Here is a 21,380-nt window from a genome sequence, read left to right as displayed (position 1 = left end):
ACGGGGCGTGTGATGGTGCGACTCACCCGTAGTGATCTGTCGTCTCCGGGGGTGCGCAGGCGCAGGCGAGGCCGTGGATTCGAGTACCGAGCCCCGGACGGGCAGCCGCTCCGTGACCCGGAGGCACTCGCGCGCATCCGGAGCCTCGCGGTGCCGCCCGCGTGGCGGAAGGTGTGGATCTGCCCCAGCCCGGACGGGCACATCCAGGCCGTCGGCTACGACGACGCGGGTCGGCGCCAGTACCTCTACCACTCCGAGTGGCGCCGCGCCCGCGACGAGGAGAAACACGACCGTGCCCTGGCCCTGGGGAAACACCTGCCCGAGGTCCGTGCACGTATCGAGGCCGATCTCGCCGGTCGTGGGTTCGAGCGGCGGCGGATCCTCGCGACGGCACTGCGGATGATCGATGTGGGCGTGTTCCGGGTGGGCAGCGAGGAGTACGCGGAGAGGAACGGCTCGCGAGGCGCCGCGACGTTGTTGCGTGAGCACGTGCGAATCCACGGGGACGAGTTGCTGTTCCGGTTCCCCGCCAAGGGCGGTGTCGACGCCACCGTGTCACTGCACGACCCGGCCCTACGCCGGGTGCTCGCGTCGCTGCGGCGGTGCCGTTCCGGGAGCGACCGACTGCTGGTCCACCGGTCCGCGGACGGTTGGCACGAAGTGCGCGCGGACGAGATCAACGAGCGCTTCAAGGAACTCGCCGGGGAGGAGTTCACCGTCAAGGACCTGCGCACGTGGAACGCCACCGTGCTGGCCGCGGTCGCGTTCGGCACCATGGACGTGCCGCGCTCCCAACGCGCGCACAAGCGGGCCGTGGCGTCGGTGATGAGGGAAGTCGCCGAGGAACTCGGCAACACGCCCGCCGTCGCCCGGCGATCGTACGTGGATCCTCGCGTGATCAGGGCTTTCGGCGAGGGCACGACCATCGCCCGCAGCATACGCTCGGTGGGCAGCGCCGGATGCCTCGACGAGGCGAACCGTGCCCGCTTGGAACGCGCGGTGATCCGTATGATTCAGAAGATCGATCGGTGAGACTCGAACGGCGGAGCGGGCCGAAGAACCCACCCACCCAGGGGGCCCACACCGTCACAGCACTTGGTGACAGGAATCCTGCTTTCTGTGCCGATGCGTGCCAAGGCGACCGACGAAGTCCCTCCCGTTCGCGTCTGCCGCCTCCGGTCCGTCGCAGCGGTTGCCCCCTGGACACCGGGAGGCCGCGCCGAGTGTGTCGGCGCGGCCTCGATGGAGCGATGTCGGCGGCCCCGAGGGTCCGTTCGTCATTCCTTTTTGAGCTTGTCCTGGGTCGCCCCGGCCATCTTCTCCATGGTGTTGGGCAACTCCGTGGTGCCGTAGAACCGCGAGTCCGGATGGGTGGGGGGCGGCATGGGGGCGCTGGTCGTGGGACCCTCGTGGTAGCTGAACTCGCCGTTACCGTCCGGAGTCGGCCCCGACGCCCACGGCCCTTCGGATGCCCGCTGCCCGTCGCTGAAGTTCAGGTACTGGTACGAGACCTCCCGGTGTTCCTTGTTCTGCGGGAAGTTGCTGGGCACCGGCAGGTTCTCGGCGCCTTCCTCCCGCAGTTCGGCCGCCGCGGCTATCCACTGGTTCTGGTGCATGGTGTCGCGCGCCAGCAGGAAGGCCAGCATGTCCCGCACACCGTGGTCGTCCGTCATGTGGTACAGGCGGGCGACCTGAAGTCGTCCCTGCATCTCGGCGTTGGCGTTCGACGTGAAGTCCGCCAGCAGGTTGCCGCTCGCCGTGATGTAGGTGCCCTGCCACGGATTGCCCATGCTGTCGACAGGGCGGGCACCGGCACCCGCCACGATCGCGTGCTGCAGGTCCGTGCCACCGATGACCGCCGCCACGGCCGGGTCGGCCTGGACGGCCTCTTCGGTGATGCCCAGCGGTGACTTCTCCAGCAGCTGAGCGATCATGGTGGCGAGCATCTCCACATGTCCGAACTCCTCGGCGCCGATGCCGAACACCAGGTCCCGGTACTTGCCCGGGATGTGCATGTTCCAGCCCTGGAACATGTACTGCATCGCTACCGTGATCTCCCCGTACTGGCCGCCCAGAACCTCCTGCAGCTTCCGTGCGTAGACGGCGTCAGGCTGGTCCGGGGTCGCCTTGTACTGCAACTCCTGCCGGTGAAAGAACATCGGGGGGATCCTCTCCTCGTCTTCGCTGGGCACCGTTTCCCCGGTGAGGCAGTTGAGGTCATTCCCTCTGAGGTGGTGCCTAAACCGGCTCTGGCCGTTCGGCTGCGCGGTGACCCGGCAGCCATGAACCCGAGGCTCCTCGTGTCCGTACCACCACGGACTCGACATCGAACGGCCCCGGGCCGCACCCGGAGGACCTCGCACGAGTGTCGGTACGGACCGGTCGCCTGCGTTACGACGACCCGGAGTTGGCCGGGTAACTCCCGTCGGTGAGGACTGGCCGCGGTGTCCGGTTTGCCTCATACTGTCGGGCGAGGGGAGTACTTCCTCGAGTCGACCTGGTCAGTACGGGCATCCACTGGTGCCCCCGGGCGGCTGCCCGTGGCGGCGAAGGAGACCTCAAACGAAAACGTGTTCGAGGAGGTTCGTGTGCTCAGCGCTGCTGCGCCCCCCGGTGCGCCGGAGTCGGTCGGGTCCCCGCTGTTGTGGGCGATCAGCATTGCCGTTCTGCTGGGGCTGCTGGTCATGGATTTCGCCGTCACTCGCCGTCCGCACGAGGTGAAACTCGGGGAAGCGGTCGGCTGGTCGGTGTTCTACGTCGTCCTGCCGGTGCTGTTCGGACTGTGGTTGTGGGTCGACTACGGCGGCACGCAGTCACTGGAGTTCTTCACCGGATACCTGGTGGAGAAGTCGCTGTCGGTGGACAACCTGTTCGTGTTCATGCTCCTGCTGACCGCGTTCGCGGTGCCGGAGGCGCTGCAACAGCGGGCGCTGCTCTACGGCATCGTCGGCGCGCTGGTGCTGCGCGGAGTGTTCATCGCGCTGGGGGCGGCGATCCTGCAGGCAGGCACCTGGGCGTTCCTGCTGTTCGGCGCGATCCTGGTCGTCACCGCGGTGAAGATCCTCAAGGACGAGGTGCGCGGGAGGGGGCACGAGGGCCCCGACATCTCGGAGATGCGCTCGGTGCGGCTGTTGCGCAGGCTGATGCCGGTCACCGACGACTACCGGGGCAGCAGGCTGACGGTGCAGGAGGGTGGACGGCGCATGCTCACGCCGTTCGCCGTGGTCGTGGTGGCGATCTTCGCCACCGACGTGGTGTTCGCGGTTGACTCGGTTCCCGCCGTCTACGGCATCACCGAGGATCCGTACCTGGTCTTCACCACCAACGCCTTCGCGCTTCTGGGACTGCGCGCGCTGTACTTCGTGCTGCGCTCGACGCTGCGCAAGCTGGCGCACCTCAACTACGGTCTCGCCATCATCCTGGCACTGATCGGCGTCAAACTGGTGCTGCACTGGGCTCACGGCATCTGGCCCAGCGTGCCGGAGATCCCCACCCTCGTGTCCCTGCTCGCCATCGTGGCCATCCTGGCGACCGTCACGCTCACCAGCATCTACGCCCGGCGCCGAAGGGAGGACGAAACGGTCGAGAAGTGATCGTGCACCCTGGCGTGCTCACCCCTGCCAGGGCCCGGCCTCGTCACGGCCGCAGGCACGCGTCCGGGCCGCGCCTATGCGTCGTCGCCGCTCGAGGACGACTCCAGACTCCCACTGGAGCTCGTAGTGTCTTCGAGCAGCGCGTCCGCGTTGCCGTCGTCCTTCAGCGTCACCCCCGACCGGCCGAGTTTCCTGGCCCCGGTGACCAGCCGGAGGACGATGGCGGCGGCTTGTGCGTAGGCGAGACCGTCCGGTGGATGAATGTTCGACACGCAGTTGCGTTCGGCGTCGGTACGGCCTGGACGCGGCTGGTGGGTCAGGTAGACGCTGAGGCTGTCGGCGACCGAAAGACCAGGACGTTCCCCGATCACGACGAGCACGGTGGTCACGCCGAGTGCCGCACCGATGTGGTCGCCGATCGCCACCCTGGCCTGCGTGGCGACGACCGGAGCGGCGACCGAGCACACCGGGCTCAGTTCGTTCACCAGGGCGGACAACAGTGGTGCTCCGTGGACCGCCAGCGCCCTCGGGGACAGGCCGTCAGCGAGCACGATCCCCACGTCCGCTCCGTCGGGAGCCACCGCGTCAGGGTCGACGGGGACGCGGCCGAGGTCGGGTCGGCGCAGGTACTCCTCCCGGTCGCGGGCCTGGCTGTGCACGACGGTGGGCTCGCCCGCGCCCAGCGCGGCCACGTCGGCGCACAACGCGGGGATGTCGACGGTCTGGTGGATGGCGTCGCGGGCGTTGGCGTGGTCGGCCCGGAACTCGAGCACTCGCCGCAGCGGAACGGCGTCGCCGGTGCGCCCGAGACCGATTCGAGCCTGGGTGAGCCGTCGCAGCGGAAGCCACGCGTCCACGGGGGTGGACTCCCCACCCGTCACGGGATTCGGTTCGTTCACAGCCCGCTCACCAGCTCTCGCAGGGGTGAGGCGTCCAACGTGGTCGGAAGCACCCTGCCGAGGTCGTCGGCCAGGCCCAGACCTCGCAGCCACCGTTCGAACTCCGGTGCGGGGCGCAGTCCCAGCAACCGGCGAGCGTAGAGCGCGTCGTGGAAGGCCAGGCTCTGGTACCCCAGCATCACGTCGTCGGCACCGGGCACGGTGATGACGAACGCGCAGCCCGCCGCCGCGAGCAGCGTCAGCAGGACGTCCATGTCGTCCTGGTCGGCGACGGCGTGGTTGGTGTAGCAGACGTCCACCCCCAGCGGCAGGCCGAGCAGCGCGCCGCAGAACCGGTCCTCCAACCCGGCTCGGATGATCTGCTTGGCGTCGTAGAGGTACTCCGGCCCGATGAACCCCACGACGGTGTTCACCAGCAGTGGTTCGAAGGCTCGGGCGACCGCGTAGGTCCGGGCTTCCAACGTCTGCTGGTCGACGGGCCTGCCACCGGCACCGAGGTGGGCCCCGGCGGACAGTGCCGAGCCCTGCCCGGTCTCGAAGTACATCACGTTGTTCCCGACCGTCCCGCGCCGCAGCGAGCGGCCCGCGTCGTGGGCCTGGGTCAGCAGGTCGAGGGAGATGCCGAAACCGCGGTTCGCGGCCTCGGTCCCGGCGATCGACTGGAACACCAGGTCCACCGGAACGCCCTCGTCGATCAGGTCGATCGTGGTGGTGACATGCGTCAGCACGCAGGACTGCGTGGGAACCCGGTACCGTTCGCGGATCTCGTCGAGCAGGCGCAGCAGGTCGGCCGTGCGGCGGGGAGCATCACCGGCCGGGTTGACCCCGATGACCGCGTCACCGCATCCCAGGAGCAGCCCGTCGAGTACCGCGGCGGCGATTCCACGCGGATCGTCGGTCGGATGGTTCGGTTGCAGCCGGGTACTCAGCCTGCCCGGAAGGCCGATGGTCGTGCGGAACGCGGACGTGTTGGTGACGGCGTGGGACACGGCGATGAGGTCCTGGTTGCGCATCACCTTGGAGACCGCGGCGACCATTTCCGGTGTCAGGCCCGCGGCGAGCGCCGACAGTGCCGTGCCCCCGCCCTCGCGCGCGGCGGTGGCGAGCAGCCAGTCCCGGAACCCTCCGACGGTCAGGTGTGACACGGGCTCGAACGCCGCCGCGTCGTGACCGTCGATGATCAGCCGGGTGACCTCGTCGTCCTCATAGGGGATCAGGGCGTCGTTCAGGAAAGTGGTCAACGGAATGTCCGCGAGCACCCATTGCGCGGCGGCGCGCTCACGATCCGATTCCGCGGCGCAACCGGCGAGTTCGTCGCCCGACCGCCGGGGCGTGGCTTTCGCCATCACCTCGACCAGGCTGGGGAACGTGTGGTTGATCCCTCGGATCTGCTGGCTGTACACGCCCCTCGCTTTCTCGGCACGGACGGACGCTGAATTTCGTATGGTACGTCAGCCGTGGTGATCCAACCTCGCGGAAAGAGCGGGGAAACATTCGGCCGATCGACGATTCCGGATATCCGTACGCCTGATCGGGGGACTGGTCGACATGTCGAATGCCGACCATTTCGGAGCGCGACCTCCGGACACCGGTTCCCTGCGCTGGTTCGAGGCGGCTTCCGACCTACGAGGACGCGTCACCGGGTGGGGCGTCGTCGGCGTGTCCGAGCGGGCGGAACAGCAGTTGCAGGTCACCGTCGGCGAATACGCGCCGCACACCGATGTGGTACACGGGTTCGAGGACCTCCGGGCACAGCACCTCGTCCGGTGTGCCGGTCGCTCGCACTCTGCCGTGGTCGAGCAGGACCAGTTCGTCGCAGTACCGGGCGGCGAGATTGAGGTCGTGGAGAACGACGATCGTGGTCACCGAGAGAGTGCGCACAAGCTGAAGTACCTCGTGCTGGTACCGGATGTCGAGATGGTTGGTGGGCTCGTCCAGAAGCAGGTGGTCGGCTTGTTGCGCGAGTGCTCGCGCGATCAGTACCCGCTGCCTCTCACCTCCCGACAGCCCGATGAAGAGGCGGTCGGCCAGGTGGCGGGCACCGACCCTGCTCAGCGCGGCCGCGGCGATCCGGTGGTCCGCCCTGGAGTAGCGCTGGAAGGCCGTCAGGTGCGGTGAGCGTCCCATGAGGACTGTCTCGGCCACCGTCAGCGGGACTTCGGTGGAGTCCTCCTGCACGACGACAGCGAGTCGTCGGGCCAGTTCCCGCTGGGGCAGGGTCGCCACGGCGGCGTCGTCGAGGCTGACGAGTCCGGCACGTGGAGTGAGTGCGGCGTAGAGGGTGCGCAGCAGGGTGGTCTTGCCGCTGCCGTTCGGCCCGATCAGCCCCACGAACCGACCGGGGCGGACTGTCACCCGCACGTCGTCGAGGACGAGTGTGCCGTCGTAGGCGAACGAGACGTGGTGAGCGGTGATCATGATCCGGCACCGAAGGTCGCGTGGATTCGCTCCAGACCGTCCACCGACAGTGGGGTGGGAGGCTCGGCGAAGTTGAAAAGCTGTACGAGGACGGCGCCGTCGCGCACCGCCTTGAGTGCTCCGGCGCCGGGAAGGTCGGCCACCGCGTCCCTCACCGCACCGGGATCGCCGTCGCTGTGGAGCAACACCAGCACATCCGGGTTCCTGCCGATCAGGTCCTCCACCGTCACCTCGAAGACTCGTTCGTCGACGTCGGCGTAGACGTTGGTGAACCCGGCGGTCTCGAGTTGCGGATGCGCCATGCTCTCGTTGCCGTAGGCGTAGACGGGCCCGCCGCCGACCGTCGGGTACAGCACCGCCGCTGTTCGCGCGGGTTCGCCGGCCACGGCTTCCTCCACGGCCGAGACCCGTTCCTGCAACGACGTCACCAGCTCCGCTGCCTCGGATCGCCGGTCGAAGAGCCGACCGTAGGCGGTGACCTGGTCGTAGACGTCGTCGAACGTGGTGGCCTCCACGCCCGACGGGCACATGGTGGGGTGTACCAGCGCCCTGATGCCCACGTCGGCGAGCGCTTCGCGGGAGACCCCGTCGGGCAGTCCGAGAACCAGGTCGGGCTGCTGCTCGATGATCACTTCCGTGGAGAGTCGCAGGTGCCCGCTCGGGTCCAGGTCCTCGCCGAGGGAGGGAACGGCCTGGATGGCCGCGTTGGTCCCGGCGTCGTAGTACTCGGGTGGGAACGCACCCGCGCGTAACACCACCGAGTCCAGCACCCCGAGTGCCCGCATCGTGGGGACCGGTGCACTCTCCAGCAGGACGACCCGCTCGGGAGGCGTCTCGAAGGTGACGTCGACACCGCAGTTGGTGATGGTCACCGGGTGGTTCCCCGGTCCCGGTGCCGGGTCCGGCCCGGTGATAGCCGGTGTACCGCAAGCGGTTCCGAGGACCGCGATCGTCGACGTGGCTGCGAGGGCGGCGGGACGGCGGGGGCTGCGGCGCATGGGCTCGTTCCTTCGGTGTCGGGAGACGTCAGGTGCTCGCGGCGTGGAAGCGGCGGACGAGGAGGAGAAGGAACGGAGCGCCCACGATGGCGGTGACGATGCCGATGGGCAACTCCCGGGGGTACAGCGACACCCGTGCCAGGACGTCCGCCCAGACGAGGAAGACGGCCCCGAGGAGCGCGGCCACGGGAACGACCCGGCCGTGTGCTGCTCCGACGAAACGCCGCGCCAGGTGGGGGACCACCAAGCCCACGAAGCCGATACCGCCGGACGCGGCCACGACGGCCCCCACGCAGAGCGAGACCAGAACGAGCAGCCGCACCCGCAACCGGGTCGGTGAGACACCCAGGGTGTGTGCGGTCTCGTCACCGACCGCGAGAGCGTCGAGGTGCCGGCTCCCCAGGGTCAGTACGGCCACGGTGGCGCAGACGACCACCAGCACGGACACCAGCGGCACGCCCCACCGGGCGAGGCCGAGGGAACCCAGCAACCAGAACAGGACGGAGCGCGAGCCTTCGGCGGAGTCGGAGGCGAAGATCAGGAACCCGGTGGCGGCGTAGAGCGCGTAGCCGACGGCGACCCCGGCCGTCAGCAGCCGCAGTGAGGTGATCCGGCCGCCTGCCCGCGCGACGGCGAAGACCACGACGGACGCGGCGAGCGCGCCGAGGAACGCGCTCGTGGACAGGGCGTTCTCCCCGAGCCCCGCTCCGAAACCGAAAAGGATGGCTCCGGCCGCGCCGGTCGATGCTCCGGACGTGATGCCGAGCAGGTAGGGGTCGGCGAGCAGGTTGCGCACCATCGCCTGGAGTGCGACGCCGCACACCGCGAGCGCGGCTCCGACCGCGGCGCCGAGGAGCACGCGGGGCAGCCGCACCTGCCAGACGATGGCGTCCTGCGGGGCGGTCCAGCTCCACTGCGCGGGCGTGCCGAACGTGTGGTGACCGATGATCTGGACCACGGTTGACGGCGACAGGCCGATCGCGCCGATGCCGACCGCGAGGACGACCGTGGAGGCCAGGGCGAGGCCGAGACCGCTGATCCAGAGCCGGCCGTGGCGTCGCCGGGCACTCCGACCGAGGTCGTCGGTCGGTGAACGGTCGTGGGCGTCGGTCCGCGTGGTCGCGGTCAAGGCCGTCACCTCCCTCGGCCCGGTGAGGTCGGATGCGAAGAGTGAGAGCGCAGTGACAGTCAGTACGACATGGTCGCAGGTGCGACAAAGTCGCGTCAAGGAGCCGTGAGTGTCGGCGACCGCGGCGTTCCCGGAGGTCAGCGGGCCGTGCCGCGACACCCCACGCAACGCCCCGACAGGGCGATGTGAGCGGGGTCGAGTTCGAACTCACCGTCGCGCGCGAGCCGCTCGACCACGGGGTTGAGCAGGTCGCCGGGGAGGTCGACGATCCGGCCGCAGTCGCGGCACTTCGCGTGCAGGTGCGCGGGACGGGCCGGGTTCAGCGCGAGGTGATAGGTGCTCGCCCCGTCCCCGATGCGGACGTGGGTGACCACGCCGAGTTCGGACAACGTGTCCAGGGTCCGGTACACGGTGGCGCGGTGAACGGTGGGGTGGTGCTCGCGCACCCACCGCAGGATTTCCTCCGCGCCCGGATGGCCGCCGATGCGGGCGAGGGCCTCGATGACGGCGCTGCGGGCCCCGGTGATCCGCTGTCCCCGGGCCCGGAGCAGGCCGAGCACGGCGTCGATGGCCTCCTGGGGGCGCATCCCCAGAGCGCGAGCGTGGGCAGTCATGCGCCCAGTCTCGCCCTCCCGGCCTGCCGCGGGCCAGTGACCGATCTTCCCCGGACGGAGGCACTTCCGTACCCGGCCGCGGTCTTTTGCCTGCTCAGGGACACCGGCAAAAAGTGGCCGCCAGATGGCCCTTCCACTTATGCACGGCGAGACCCAACATTGGACCACGCCGACGACGGGGTGGCGTCGGGAAAGGGGATCCTGGGGTGGCGAGCGAGACAGCAGCGGGCATGTTCGGCGTGTGGGACGGGTATTTCGGCCTGCCCGCTCCGCCGGAGGGCGGCGTGAACTGGGAGGCGTACAGCCACGAGGAGCTGTACCAGATGTTGTGGCAGGACGCCGACGTCGCCGACGTCAGCGCCATCGCCGCGGAGTGGGCCGGACATCGGGAGGCGCTGGCCAACCATGCCGAGGTGCTACGCGAGCAGCGCGCCGCGTTGCTCGCGAGCTGGGAAGGCACCGGAGCGGAGGAAGCCGCGCGCAGGCTCGACGTACTCGCCGAACGGATGGAGGAGATCGCCGAGCTGGCCCGTGCGGGGGAGCGGGCCGCGGCACAGGCGGCCGACGCGCTGGCCGCGGCGAGGGCGGCGATGCCGCCACCACCGGGCGAGGTGTCCGCTCCCATGAACGACGCGATGACGAGCTGGGCGGAGCTCACGACCGTTCCACCGTCGAGTGCGCCCGCGAGTCAGCCGGAGGTGTCGTCGACTCCCGTGGCTCTCGACTCGGAGCACGTGCCGGCCACCGGAGCGGAGATCCTGGCCGCGCAGGACGCCGAGGGTGAGCAGCGGTACCAGGAGTTGCCCACGAGACCGGCGACCTCGACGTCCAGTACGTCCAGCACGTCCGGCTCGGACCTGGGCATGGCCTTCGGTGCGGTGGGTAGAGCCGAGTTCAGCTTCTACGTCGGGGCAGGTACCACGGACCTGCAGAAGCAACAGGCCGTCCGGGCCATGCAGACCTACGAGTCCAGCCTGACCAGTTCGAGCCAACTGCTCGGCCAGGCCCAGGGCTCGATCCAGTCGGCCACCACGATGTCGACGTCCTCGACCATGCCCAGTGGTTCAGCCGGTGCGTCCGGCGAGACCGGCGGCACACCGTCGTGGCAGAGCCTCACCGGCTCCGGTGGCGGCACCACCGCGGCCAGGGGACTGGCAGCGGGGTCCGCGCTGGGCACGTTCGCCGGTGGTGCGGGGATCGCGGCGGGGCTGGGTGCGGGCATGCGAATCGGTCCTGCCGGGCATCCGCTGGCCACGGGCCTTCGGGTCGGTGCCATGACGATGCCGGGTGGGTCCGCCGCGAGTGCCGCGCAGCTCGCCGCCGAGTCGGCCACGGCGCGTTCGGGCGCGATGGGAGGAATGATGCCACCCGGCGCGGGTGCGCGCGGCACGGCCGAGGACGAAGAGCACGAGAACCAGATGCCGACGATCGATCACCAGTTGTTCCCGGTCGAGGAGCCGGGCAGCGAGGTCGTGATCGGCCTTCCCCCGGAGGAGAACCGGTGAACGACGGCAAAGGAATCAGACTCGAACTGGATTCGCTCGAGCTGCCGATCACGACGCTGACCGAGCTGGGAGATCTGGCCGGTGAGCTGGTGAGCACCGCGAGCCGACTGGCGATGCGGTTGCCGATGCTCGGTACCGCACCACCCGCCGTGCACCTGGCGATGCGGCTGCGCGAGGCGGCGGGCAGTTCCGGCCTGGAGGGCGCGCTCAAGAGTGCGGAGCGCGAAGTGCGCGAATACGGGAAGATGCTCGAACAGGCCAAGGCGAAGTATCAGGAGCAGGACGCCCGGTCCGGCGACGACCTGAAAGTCAAGGACGTACCTACCGACGCGGCCGGCGCTCCCCGGGGGGACGCCGCCGGCTCGGCGGGGCGGTCCTCATGACGGTCACGGCCCACCAGGGTGTGAGCATCGGCTTGCTGGAGCTGGACCTCCTCGCCACCTACGCGGGCACGCGCCCGCCGTTCCCACTGAGGGCGCCGTCGTTCGGCCGGATCGAGGACGAGCGCAGAACCCTGCTGGCCTCGGCGGGCCGCACTCTGGCCGAGAGAGGACTCGCCAGGGAGCACGGGCCGGTGGGGGTCGCGGCGGAGCTGGTCACCGCACTACGCGAGTACCGGAGCGCGGTCGACCTCGTCGTGGTCGCCGGTGGCACGGTCACCGGCGTCGTGGCCATGAGCTACGGTCCCCGAGCCGTGGTGTGCCGCCAGTCGATCGGCGGGACCCCCGGGCCGGTCAGCGTCGAGCGGATCGCCACGGACTCATTGTCCGATGAGGTCATCGGTCACATCCCGAAGGTCGAGGCCGCGCCCACGATGCCGATCACCCTGCCTCCGGGGGTCGTCGGGGACGCCACCCGATTGCTCGAGAACACAGCCGGTGCCGTGGCTCCCCGGGAACGAGTGCGCGCACTGGTCCGGGAACGTGGGGGAAACGCCGACGCCGTCGACATGCTCGTCAGCCTGTTGCCGTCCCTGGTGGGACGTGGGCAGCTCGGTGCCGTCGTCCGGCGCGCGGGCGGCGTGGTCGAACGCCCCCTCGAACTGTCGTGGCTGGACAGTCCACGTGGTCGGGTGCGGGTGAGCAGGGACGGCAACGGTTGGACGAGCGTCAACCCCCTGCGGCACAGCGATCTCGTCCGGTTCGTACGGGACGCGACAGCGTCGGCGAACGGCTGACGCCGAGGCACACGGCAAGCTCCGACACCGGGGAAGAACACTGGGGAAGAGAAGAGGGACCATGGACGCAGCACAGTGGCTGGCCGACTACCGCGACAGGCTGGAGCGGATCGCGCACGGCGCGCGCCAAGCGCAGGAGAACCTACGGCAGGTCGGCGCGACGGCGAGCTCACCGCGGGGTGAGGTGACGGTGTCGGTGAACGCCACCGGCGCGCTCGAGGACGTCAAGCTGACGCCCATGGCGCGCAAACTCGAAGCCCACGCGCTGGCTGAACTGATCGTCGCCACCGCGCGCGAGGCCCAGCGACTCGCCTCCGGGCGGATGGCCGAGGTGATGGCGGGCTACCTCGGCGACGGCCCCGCGCTCGCGGAGATCACGCAGCATCTGCCCTCGGAGGTCCGGCGATGACCACGCCGCGGTCGTACACCGTCGAACCAGAGCAGCTGCGCGCGCACGCGGGCAGGCTCGCCGCGCACGCCGATGCGTTGTCCTCGGCCGGCTCGGCACTTCCGGGCGAGATGAGCGCTTCCTCGCTGGGGGCGTTCGCACAGTTCATCACGGCGGGGATCGGCGCGGCGATGGCGGAGACGATGGACGCCTTCGCCGAGGCCGCGGACACACTGGACAAGGTCGGTGACGGGATGCGGCGAGCCGCCGACCGGTACTCCGACACCGACGACGAGCACGCCACCGGTCTCACCGACATCGGGGCCGGCCTGGAGGAGGGCGTCCGATGACCTCGCCGACGACGCGACCACACGCCCGGTCCCAGGACGGCGCGGGGCAGGGCCACCCCGACGGTCCGCGGCTCACCGGTGACTCCGAGCAGACCGCGGCGGACATCAGCGCGGCGCTGTCGCAGCTACGACTCCTCCGAGACACCGTCGGCAACAAGGAGTGGCTGTCGGCCGAACTCGCGGACGGGTCCGCCGCTCCGCTCGGCACGCTCTCCTCCACGGCCAGCCCACTGGCCGCCCTCTCCGATGCGGGCTGTGGCTTCCTCCACCCGATGATCTCGTTCCTCGAGGAACCGCTCGGCCAGTTGCGCGGTGAGCCGGACGCGGTGTCGGGGCCTGCCGGCCAGCACGACACGGCCTCACGGCAAGCGGCGTCCGTCGCCGACGACTACCTGTCTACTGTGGACAGGGAGACGAGCGAGTGGTCGGGTGACGCCAAGACGAACTACCTGCAGACCGCCACGAAGCTCACCGACGGGGTGCTGTCGATCGCGGAGACGGCGGGTACCAACGCGAAGGCGATGATCGCCGCGGGCGAGGTGGTCGCACAGGCCATCGAAAGGATCACCGAGGAGATCACCAAGGCCGTGGGCAGGATCGTCCCGATCATGACCGAGGCGATCGCCGCGGCGCCCCTGACCGGTGGGGCGAGCATCGCGAAAGCGATCCCGGAATGCGTGGCCATCGCAGCCGAGCACGGCGGGGTGATCGCGGCGCAGCTGGCGGCGCTGCTCGCCAGCGGCGACAACCTGGTGAAGCTGATCGAGGGCGCGGTCGGTGCCCTCAAGGTCGTCCGGGAAGGGCTCAAGGTCATCGGCGACCTCGCCGGCGGCGACTCGCCCGGTGCCGCCTCCGCGGTGTCCGCCGGGTCGGACCCGGACGGTGAGTCCAGCGGTATGCGCGGACCCCAAGGTGAGCGTGAGACGTCGAAGAGCGAGCACGGCAAGCAGCTGGACAGCGACGACCCGGACAACAACCCCGGCGAGCTGGACGACCCGCTGGCAGGTGAGTGGATTCCGATCAGGGGGAACGAGGAGGTCTGACCGGGAACACCGCGGCATCAGCCCGCGAGCAGGACTCCACTGTCGAGACGCAAGCCACGGTCGGCGACCTCGCGTACCGCCGGGTCGTGGGTGACGGCCACCACCGCAGTGCCCTCGTCGGCCACGCGCCGCAGCAGCGTCAACACCGCGTTGGTGGACGCGGAGTCCAGGTGCGCCGTCGGTTCGTCCACCAGCAGGACCGACGGCCGCAGGGCCACGGCGCGGGCGAGCGCGACGCGCTGTTGCTGACCGAAGGACAGCTCGGCGGGGTATCGATCGGCCAGTTCCGCCACGCCCACTTCGTCGAGCACGGCCGCCACCGTGGCCTCGATCCCGTCCGTCGGCCCGGGTCGCAGCCGAAGTGGCAGCGCGACGTTCTCGGCACAGGTGAGTTCCTCGGCCAGGCCCAGAGCCTGCGGCAGTACCGCGCACACCCACCACGGAGCACCGTGAGCGGGCCGGCCGTGGAAGGTCACGGTGCCCTCGTCGGGAGTGTCGAATCCGGCGAGCACCGTGAGCAGTGTCGTCTTGCCCGAGCCCGACCGGCCCGTGATGGTGACGATCTCACCTGCCTCGGCCCGCAGGTCCGCGCCACGCAGAACCTCGACCTCCTCGCCCGCCACGGGGAAGCGGCGTCGCAGCCCCTCGGCGTGCAGGGCGGGTACGCGCTCCCGGGGAGGTGAGGTCTCCGGCTCGGTACGTCCCACGGTCATCGTTCGCCCTCCTCCGCCGACACGCGCCCGGCACGGAGCCGGACGACACGGGAGCCCTGCCTGATCAGTCGTTCGTCGTGGGAGGCCACCACCACGGCGACACCTTCGGAACGCAGCACGGCGATGGCGTCGAGGACATGGTCCGCGGAGACGTCGTCGAGCTGGGACGTCGGCTCGTCGGCCAGCACCACCGGCGTTCTCCTGGCGAGCGTGCAGGCGAACGCCAACCGCTGTTGCTGCCCGCCGGACAGCGCCGTGATCCGTGATCGGCTCGTCCCGCCGAGCCCCAGGCGCTCCAGCAGTTCCTCCGGCTCGCATCGCCGGTTCGCCGACTGGGCGGCGGCATGGAGGTTGTCGGCCACGGACAGGTGCGGCACCAGGTTGTCGACCGGGGTCTGGAACACCAGGCTGATCGAGTCGCGGCGCAGTGTCCTGCGGCGGCGTGGCGAGGGGTCGACCGGTGTGCCGCGGAAGACCACCCGGCCGCGCGTGGGGGCCTGGAACAGCGACAGGACGCGAAGCAGCGTGGACTTCCCGGACCCCGACGGTCCGGCGAGGACGGTCAGGCCCGACCCCGGGATGGTGAGCGTGACGTCCTGGAGTCCGGTCACGGCCTCCTCACGCGCGGAGGGCAACGGGTAGTCCACACCCACACCGGCCAGTTCGTAGATCGGGGCGTCAGTCACGCAGCAACTCCGCGACTCGGGCGGTGCGCACCGAACGCACCGCGATCCAGCAGGCCACGGCCACCACGGCCGCGCCGAACGCCACCACCGTCACGACGAACGGGGCAGGCGCGGGCAGCTCGGACGACGGCGGCAACCACCGGGCGGGGTCGAACCGCCGCACCGACACGGCTGCCACCGTGATGCCGCAGACGAGACCGACGGTCACGGCCACCAGAGCCACCGTGCCGAGTTCGGTGGCGTGGCTCGCCCACAGAGACCGGGGCCGCAGCCCCATCCGCATCGCGAGCGCGCCGGAGAGCATGTTCTGCCGCCGCCGCACCTCCACCGCGATCAGCAACGACAGGGCGGCCGCCACACCGAGTACCACGCCGAGCAGCGCGACGAAGGAGAACGTCCACTCCACGACGTAGAACGGCAGGGCGTCGAGTGCGGTGTCGCGGTCGGCCGGGTTCATGTGGACGACACCCGCCTCCCTCAGCGCGGTACCGACCTGTTCGACGGAGAGCGTGGACAGCACGGCCCACTGCGGTACCTGGCCGATCCGTTGTGCGTCCAGGACGGTGCGCGACACCAGGTAGCCCGACTGCGCCCCCAGCATCGGGGCCACCTCGACGGCCCCGACCGCGCGGAGCTTCCCCAGTGAGGTGTCGGCGGTTGCGGAGGCATCACCGACCCGGATCGCCGGCACGGTGTCACCGGACGGCGTGGTGAGCAGGCCGAGCAACCGGTCCAACTCCTCGCGGGGCAGGTGGTCGACGTACGCGGCGGTGGTGAACGTCGCGGGGTCGATCACGAGGACCTTGCCTGCCTCGCCGACGCCCAGGGTTCCCACCACCGTGCTCGTCGAACGCACGGGTTCCGGGAGCGGAGCCTCGCCGCGGCCGACCGCGTTCTCGACGTCGGTGCGCGACTCGGCCCCCACGAAGACCCCCGACTTCTCCGCGAGCGCCTGTTGTTGCCCCGCGGCGATGGAGGAGCCGACGGCCAGCGTGCCCACGGCGAGCACGGCGACCACCAGAACTCCCGTGACGGGAGCCCGTCCGTGCGCGAGACGGCGCACCGCCCACTGCAGTGCGGGCCGAGACCACCAGCGCATTCGGTGGGAGGCGCGCAACGCCCACCACGCGAGGCGTGCGGTCACCAGCCCGACCGTGAGGACCACCGCCACGGGATAGAGCAGTGCGAGCGGGTCGATCTCGGGTACGGGTCCGGTAGCCGCGACATCGCCGTAGCGGGGTAGCCGGGACCAGCCCAGCACGGCGACCCCCGCCGTGAGCAGCTCCCACGGCACGAGGACCAGCCGGCCCTTCCGCCGCCGGGGTGCGGTGAGCCCGAGGCCGAACTCGCGGTGGGCACGCACGGCCACCACCGTCACCAGCAGCGCCAGTGAGACGAGCAGTGTGCCCGCGGCCACCGCCGCGCCCGCGAGTTCCGCCCCCGGTCCGAACCGGCCCGGCGGAGCGTAGAGCGGCAGGACCACCCTGGCGAGCACCGCACCGGCCACGCCACCCGTCACGACCGCGAGCCCCAGCTCCGCCGAGGCGAGCAGACCCACGGCCAGGGGGCCGTGTCCCCGGGCGGAGTGCAGCCGTACCTGCGCGTGCCTGCGGTGATACCACTGGAGGGCCACCGTGGCGGAGCCGACGAGACCCACGCCCACGCTGAGCGCCGCGAGCGGCAGGATCGACCACGCCACCGTCGCCTGTGCCCGTTCGGCCAGCTCGGTCGAACGCGCGAAGGGCACGGACAGCAACGCGTCCCCGAGGCCCTGCGCGGTCAGCTCCTCCCGGACATCGGCGAGCAGGGCCTCGGCGCGACGTCGCGTGTCCTGAGCCTCGGCGAGGGTGGACGGCGCGGCGGTGGGGAAGGTGATCGTGAGTCGTTCGAGAGCGGAATGCCGCCGGGTGGCCTCGTCGAAGGCGGCGCGGTCGGTGGCGAACACGACCGAGCCGGTCGCGATGTGGTCCACCAGGCGGTTCTGCACGGCGAGGTCCTGCACCGAGCACCACCAGCGGGGTGCGGGGTTGTAGAGGTCGGTGTAGACGCCGGTGACCGGCGGCCAGTCGGCGTTGGTGGCCCGGCTGCCCGGTCCGAGGCCCGCGAAGTCCGCCAGATCACGGCCCAGCCACAGTCCGGCGTCGTCGCCGCCACGCACCTGGGACAGGTGTTCGGTGCCGCCGTCGCGGTAGGCGAGCCGGACGTCGTAGCCCTCACCGCCGCCGAACTCGACCCCTCTGACCAGACCGCTGAACAGGCTGACCGTGGGCGTGCCGAAGCCGTGGGCGGCGGCGTGCCGCGCCACGGCTTCGGTGACGGTCCGCACCTCACCGGGTTCGACCCTCGGCTTGGTGATCACGGGACCGTAGGAGTCCGGACAGACCGTCCCGGCCTGGTAGTCGAGGGTGGAGCCCGCCGATGCCGAGACGTGCAGTACCGCCCCCATGCCGAGGAAGCACGACAGCAGCGCGGTGACGGCGGCCGCCACCAGGGTGAGTGGACTCGACAACGCCGCTCGCGGCGCGGTGGTCCACGGCAGCCGGGGCGCCGGACGCGATGGTGGTCTTCGCCATGCGGGCATGCCGCATGCTAGCCGCTTTCCTGATCACCACGACAACGACGCCGATACCGCCTCAGCCGTTCTCCCGCCACCACTGCTGCCCGGAGTCCGGCAGGGTCGACACCGGGTCGTAGTAGGGATAGCGACGACGCAGCGCCTCCGGGTCGTCGTACTCGATGCCGGTGCGGTAGTTCTTCGTCCAGTACGAGATGCCGCGTTCGCGGTCGTACTCGGCGATCTGGTGCACCCACCGCTTGCCCACGTACGGCACGTCACACACGATGCGCGGGGTGGCGTAGCCGGGCAGGTAGCCCATGATGGCGTGCTGGAGTTCCTGCGCCTCCCACACCGCCAGCCGCCAGTGCTCGGCGTTGGGGATCATGTCGCACATGTAGAAGTAGTACGGCAGGATGTTCGCCTCGCCCTGCAACGCGAAACACAGGTCGAGCAGGTCGGCGGGAGTGGCGTTCACACCGCGCATCAGCACGCCCTGGTTGCGCACGTCCCGCACCCCGACGTCCAGGGCGGCGCGGGTGGCCTCGGCGACCAGCGGGGTCACCGACTGGGCGTGGTTGACGTGGGTGTGGATCGCGAGGTTGACGCCGCGACGGCGCGCGGTACCCGCCACGCGGGCGAGCCCCTCGACGACCTTGGGCTGGAGCCAGTGCTGCGGCAGACCGGCGAGTGCCTTGGTGGCGAGCCGGATGTCGCGCACGGTCTCGATGTCGAGCAGTCGCATGAGGAACGCCTCGAGCTGGTGCCACGGCACGTTCGCCACGTCACCGCCGGAGACCACCACGTCGCGCACGCCCGGCGTGCGCTTCAGGTAGTCGATCATGGCGTCCTGCCGGTCGACCGGCTTCAGCGTGAGCTTGTGCTTGTCGATCTGCGGCGTGGAGTTGCCCACCAGGTCCATGCGCGTGCAGTGCCCGCAGTACTGCGGGCAGGTGGACAGCAGCTCGGCCAGCACCTTGGTGGGGTAGCGGTGAGTCAGGCCCTCCACGACCCACATCTCCGCCTCGTGCAGCGAGTCGCGCTGCGAGTGTGGATGGCTCGGCCAGTCCGGGTGCCGGTCGCTGCGCAGCGGCATCATGTAGCGCCGGATCGGGTCGGCGTAGAAGGCGTCGGTGACCTTGGTCGGGTCCGTGCCCGCGTGCGGCGCCATGGTGTTGAGCATCTGCGGCGGCAGCAACATCGACATCGTCGCCATCTGCTGCTGGTCGGCGACGAGGTCGTCGTAGAACCGCTCGTCCAGCAGATCGCCCATGACGGCACGAAGCTGCTTGACGTTCCGTACGCAGTGGACGCGTTGCCACTGTGCGTCGCGCCACTCGGCCTCCGTCACGTCGCGCCAGCCCGGAAAACGCCGCCAGTCGGGTTCGACCAACTCGACGCGCCGATAGGTGTAGGGCTGTTCCGCGAGCTCGGTAGCAGGTTCCTGGGTGGCAGTCACTTCTGCTCCTCAGTCTCGACTACTCGTGGAAATTATCCTGTCATATCCACTCATGAACGCAAAACTTATCGTGTCGGCGAGGGTGGCAGACTCAGGGGCGTGAGTAGCAGCAACACGACGCTCCTGGTGGGCGGCCGCATCCACACCCCGAGTTCGCCCGACGCCACGGCCATGGCGGTCACCGACGGCACCGTCGTCTGGGTCGGCCAGGACGCGCCCGGGCGTGCGCTGCATCCCGACGCCGAGGTCGTCGACCTCCACGGCGCGTTCGTCGCTCCGGCGTTCGTGGACGCCCACGTGCACGCCACCAACACGGGTCTGCACCTCACCGGACTCGACCTCACCGGCGTCCGCGACGCGGCCGGACTCCTCGCGGCCGTCCGGAAGGCCGCCACTCCCGGCGAGGTGCTGCTCGCCCACGGCTGGGACGAGACGACCTGGACCAGTGCCCGGCTGCCCAGCCGCGCGGAACTCGACGAGGCCGCGAGCGGGGTGCCCGTCTACCTCAGCCGGGTCGACGTGCACTCGGCGCTGGTGTCCAGCGCGCTGCTCGACCTCGTACCCGACGTCGAGCGGGCCGAGGGCTACTCGCCCGACGGCCCGCTGACCCGCGCCGCCCACCACGCCACCCGCAAGGCGGCGTACGGGGCGATCACGTCCGAGCAGCGGGAGCGCGCCCAGCGAGCCTTCCTGAAGGCCGCCGCGGCGGCGGGCGTCGTCAGCGTCCACGAGTGCGCGGGCCCCGACATCTGCGGCGAGGACGACCTGCGCGCGCTCCTGCGCGTCGCCGCTGAACCCGGGTTCGTCGAGGTGGTGCCGTACTGGGGGGCGCTCGCCGACACCGCCGCGCTCGACCTCGCCCAGGAACTCGGGCTCCGCGGTCTCGGCGGCGACCTGTTCGTCGACGGCGCCCTCGGGTCCCACACCGCGGCACTGACCGAGCCCTACGCCGACCTGCCCCACACCGCGGGCGCCCGCTACCTCGACGCGCGGGCCATCGCCGACCATGTCATCGCCTGCACCGAGGCGGGGTTGCAGTCCGGGTTCCACGTCATCGGCGACGCCGCCGTGGCGGAGGTCGTCGAGGCGTTCGCCCTCGCCGAGGAGGAGGTGGGACAGCGAGCGCTGGCCAGGACGGGACATCGGCTCGAGCACGTCGAGATGATCACGCGGGAACAGGCCGCCGCCCTCGCGCGCTGGAACGTCACCGCCTCCATGCAGCCCGCGTTCGACGCGCTGTGGGGCGGTACGGACGGCATGTACGCCACCCGGCTGGGGCCCGACCGCGCCGCCACACTCAACCCCTTCGCCGCGCTCGCCGCCGAGGGCGTCTCCCTGGCGTTCGGCTCCGACGCTCCCGTCACCCCGCTCGATCCGTGGGGGAGTGTGCGGGCCGCCGTGCACCACCGCACCCCCGGCTCCGGGATCTCCGCCCGAGCCGCCTTCAACGCCCACACACGGGGAGGTCACCGTGCCGCCGGGGTGAACGACGGTGTGACCGGCAGCCTCGTCCCCGGCGCACCGGCCCACTACACGGTGTGGGAGGCCGACGAACTCGTCGTCGCCACGCCCGACACCCGTGTGCAGCGCTGGTCCACCGATCCGCGGTCGCGGGTGCCGGGGTTGCCGCCGCTCGATCCCGACGCCCCGCTGCCGCGGTGCGTGCGCACGGTCCGCGCCGGAGAGGTCATCTACGACGGCGACGGTGCGGACCGGGTCGGTGGTGAACCTTCGGCCGCTCCCACCAGGGCATAGGCTGAGCGCGTGACCGCCACGGCCTCACCGCCGGACGCCCCCCGGGGCGCCCGCCTCCAGTCGCCCGGCACGGCTCCGCCGACTCCTGCCCGTCGCCGC

General features: G+C 70.6%; 20 protein-coding genes. 9 read left to right on the top strand and 11 right to left on the bottom strand.

Features of this window, described 5'->3' with window-relative positions; translation table 11 throughout:
* The first annotated feature begins 12 nt into the window (after positions 1-12).
* Positions 13-1,032 carry a DNA topoisomerase IB gene (locus tag SACCYDRAFT_RS13635; protein WP_005456957.1) on the top strand — a complete coding sequence of 340 codons (1,020 nt, stop codon included), beginning with the start codon at positions 13-15 and terminating at the stop codon, positions 1,030-1,032.
* A gap of 245 nt (positions 1,033-1,277) precedes the next feature.
* On the opposite strand, the gene SACCYDRAFT_RS13630 is transcribed toward SACCYDRAFT_RS13635, so the two are convergent.
* Positions 1,278-2,159 (bottom strand): manganese catalase family protein, encoded by an 882-nt coding sequence (locus SACCYDRAFT_RS13630; protein WP_005456955.1) that lies wholly within the window; start codon positions 2,157-2,159, stop codon positions 1,278-1,280.
* Positions 2,160-2,588: 429 nt separating this feature from the next.
* Here SACCYDRAFT_RS13630 and SACCYDRAFT_RS13625 point away from each other — a divergent pair, with 429 nt between their 5' ends.
* Positions 2,589-3,593 carry a TerC family protein gene (locus SACCYDRAFT_RS13625; protein WP_005456954.1) on the top strand — a complete coding sequence of 335 codons (1,005 nt, stop codon included), beginning with the start codon at positions 2,589-2,591 and terminating at the stop codon, positions 3,591-3,593.
* Positions 3,594-3,667: 74 nt separating this feature from the next.
* Here SACCYDRAFT_RS13625 and eutC read toward each other — a convergent pair whose 3' ends face one another.
* The 6 genes from eutC to SACCYDRAFT_RS13595 form a co-directional block, all read right to left on the bottom strand.
* A complete protein-coding gene (eutC, locus tag SACCYDRAFT_RS13620; protein ID WP_005456952.1) occupies positions 3,668-4,492 on the bottom strand; it encodes an ethanolamine ammonia-lyase subunit EutC in 825 nt (274 codons plus the stop codon).
* Complete coding sequence (locus SACCYDRAFT_RS13615; protein ID WP_005456950.1) at positions 4,489-5,895, bottom strand: ethanolamine ammonia-lyase subunit EutB; 1,407 nt, start codon at positions 5,893-5,895, stop codon at positions 4,489-4,491. The genes eutC and SACCYDRAFT_RS13615 overlap by 4 nt, the downstream gene beginning before the upstream one ends.
* Before the next feature lie 220 nt (positions 5,896-6,115).
* The gene (locus SACCYDRAFT_RS13610) at positions 6,116-6,910 is read right to left on the bottom strand and encodes an ABC transporter ATP-binding protein (RefSeq protein WP_005456948.1); all 795 of its coding nucleotides are present in this window, start codon (positions 6,908-6,910) and stop codon (positions 6,116-6,118) included.
* Positions 6,907-7,782: an ABC transporter substrate-binding protein gene (locus SACCYDRAFT_RS13605; RefSeq protein ID WP_232283675.1), complete on the bottom strand. Its 876-nt coding sequence runs from the start codon at positions 7,780-7,782 to the stop codon at positions 6,907-6,909. Before SACCYDRAFT_RS13605 ends, SACCYDRAFT_RS13610 begins: the two co-directional genes overlap by 4 nt.
* 154 nt (positions 7,783-7,936) lie before the next feature.
* The gene (locus SACCYDRAFT_RS13600) at positions 7,937-9,037 is read right to left on the bottom strand and encodes a FecCD family ABC transporter permease (RefSeq protein ID WP_005456945.1); all 1,101 of its coding nucleotides are present in this window, start codon (positions 9,035-9,037) and stop codon (positions 7,937-7,939) included.
* 137 nt (positions 9,038-9,174) lie between these two features.
* On the bottom strand, positions 9,175-9,651 hold the full coding sequence (locus SACCYDRAFT_RS13595; RefSeq protein ID WP_005456943.1) for a Fur family transcriptional regulator: 477 nt from the start codon (positions 9,649-9,651) through the stop codon (positions 9,175-9,177).
* Positions 9,652-9,857: 206 nt separating this feature from the next.
* Between SACCYDRAFT_RS13595 and SACCYDRAFT_RS13590 the strand changes: the two genes are divergently transcribed.
* The 6 genes from SACCYDRAFT_RS13590 to SACCYDRAFT_RS13565 all read left to right on the top strand — a co-directional run bounded on the left by SACCYDRAFT_RS13590 (position 9,858) and on the right by SACCYDRAFT_RS13565 (position 14,114).
* On the top strand, positions 9,858-11,156 hold the full coding sequence (locus SACCYDRAFT_RS13590; RefSeq protein ID WP_005456941.1) for a hypothetical protein: 1,299 nt from the start codon (positions 9,858-9,860) through the stop codon (positions 11,154-11,156).
* A complete protein-coding gene (locus tag SACCYDRAFT_RS13585; RefSeq protein WP_005456940.1) occupies positions 11,153-11,539 on the top strand; it encodes a hypothetical protein in 387 nt (128 codons plus the stop codon). The genes SACCYDRAFT_RS13590 and SACCYDRAFT_RS13585 overlap by 4 nt, the downstream gene beginning before the upstream one ends.
* Positions 11,536-12,333, top strand: coding sequence for an ESX secretion-associated protein EspG (locus SACCYDRAFT_RS13580; protein ID WP_005456938.1), 798 nt, complete (start codon positions 11,536-11,538; stop codon positions 12,331-12,333). Before SACCYDRAFT_RS13585 ends, SACCYDRAFT_RS13580 begins: the two co-directional genes overlap by 4 nt.
* A 61-nt stretch (positions 12,334-12,394) precedes the next feature.
* Positions 12,395-12,742 carry a YbaB/EbfC family nucleoid-associated protein gene (locus SACCYDRAFT_RS13575; protein WP_005456936.1) on the top strand — a complete coding sequence of 116 codons (348 nt, stop codon included), beginning with the start codon at positions 12,395-12,397 and terminating at the stop codon, positions 12,740-12,742.
* Positions 12,739-13,071 (top strand): type VII secretion target, encoded by a 333-nt coding sequence (locus tag SACCYDRAFT_RS13570; RefSeq protein WP_005456935.1) that lies wholly within the window; start codon positions 12,739-12,741, stop codon positions 13,069-13,071. The genes SACCYDRAFT_RS13575 and SACCYDRAFT_RS13570 overlap by 4 nt, the downstream gene beginning before the upstream one ends.
* The gene (locus SACCYDRAFT_RS13565) at positions 13,068-14,114 is read left to right on the top strand and encodes a WXG100 family type VII secretion target (RefSeq protein WP_005456933.1); all 1,047 of its coding nucleotides are present in this window, start codon (positions 13,068-13,070) and stop codon (positions 14,112-14,114) included. The genes SACCYDRAFT_RS13570 and SACCYDRAFT_RS13565 overlap by 4 nt, the downstream gene beginning before the upstream one ends.
* A gap of 17 nt (positions 14,115-14,131) precedes the next feature.
* Here SACCYDRAFT_RS13565 and SACCYDRAFT_RS13560 read toward each other — a convergent pair whose 3' ends face one another.
* Genes SACCYDRAFT_RS13560 through SACCYDRAFT_RS13545 form a run of 4 tightly spaced genes read right to left on the bottom strand, consistent with a single transcriptional unit; the run spans position 14,132 to position 19,526 of the window.
* Positions 14,132-14,827 (bottom strand): ABC transporter ATP-binding protein, encoded by a 696-nt coding sequence (locus SACCYDRAFT_RS13560; protein WP_005456932.1) that lies wholly within the window; start codon positions 14,825-14,827, stop codon positions 14,132-14,134.
* Positions 14,824-15,513, bottom strand: a complete 690-nt coding sequence (locus tag SACCYDRAFT_RS13555) for an ABC transporter ATP-binding protein (RefSeq protein WP_005456930.1) — start codon at positions 15,511-15,513, stop codon at positions 14,824-14,826. Before SACCYDRAFT_RS13555 ends, SACCYDRAFT_RS13560 begins: the two co-directional genes overlap by 4 nt.
* On the bottom strand, positions 15,506-18,094 hold the full coding sequence (locus SACCYDRAFT_RS13550; protein WP_052309111.1) for an FtsX-like permease family protein: 2,589 nt from the start codon (positions 18,092-18,094) through the stop codon (positions 15,506-15,508). Before SACCYDRAFT_RS13550 ends, SACCYDRAFT_RS13555 begins: the two co-directional genes overlap by 8 nt.
* A 52-nt stretch (positions 18,095-18,146) precedes the next feature.
* A complete protein-coding gene (locus tag SACCYDRAFT_RS13545) occupies positions 18,147-19,526 on the bottom strand; it encodes a KamA family radical SAM protein (protein WP_005456926.1) in 1,380 nt (459 codons plus the stop codon).
* 99 nt (positions 19,527-19,625) lie between these two features.
* Between SACCYDRAFT_RS13545 and SACCYDRAFT_RS13540 the strand changes: the two genes are divergently transcribed.
* Positions 19,626-21,281: an amidohydrolase gene (locus tag SACCYDRAFT_RS13540; RefSeq protein WP_005456925.1), complete on the top strand. Its 1,656-nt coding sequence runs from the start codon at positions 19,626-19,628 to the stop codon at positions 21,279-21,281.
* Positions 21,282-21,380 lie beyond the last annotated feature (99 nt).

This window comes from Saccharomonospora cyanea NA-134, assembly GCF_000244975.1.
In the GTDB taxonomy this organism is placed as follows: Bacteria; Actinomycetota; Actinomycetes; order Mycobacteriales; family Pseudonocardiaceae; genus Saccharomonospora; species Saccharomonospora cyanea.
Note: the sequence above shows the minus strand (reverse complement) of the source record. Positions and strands in the feature narration are given on the sequence as shown.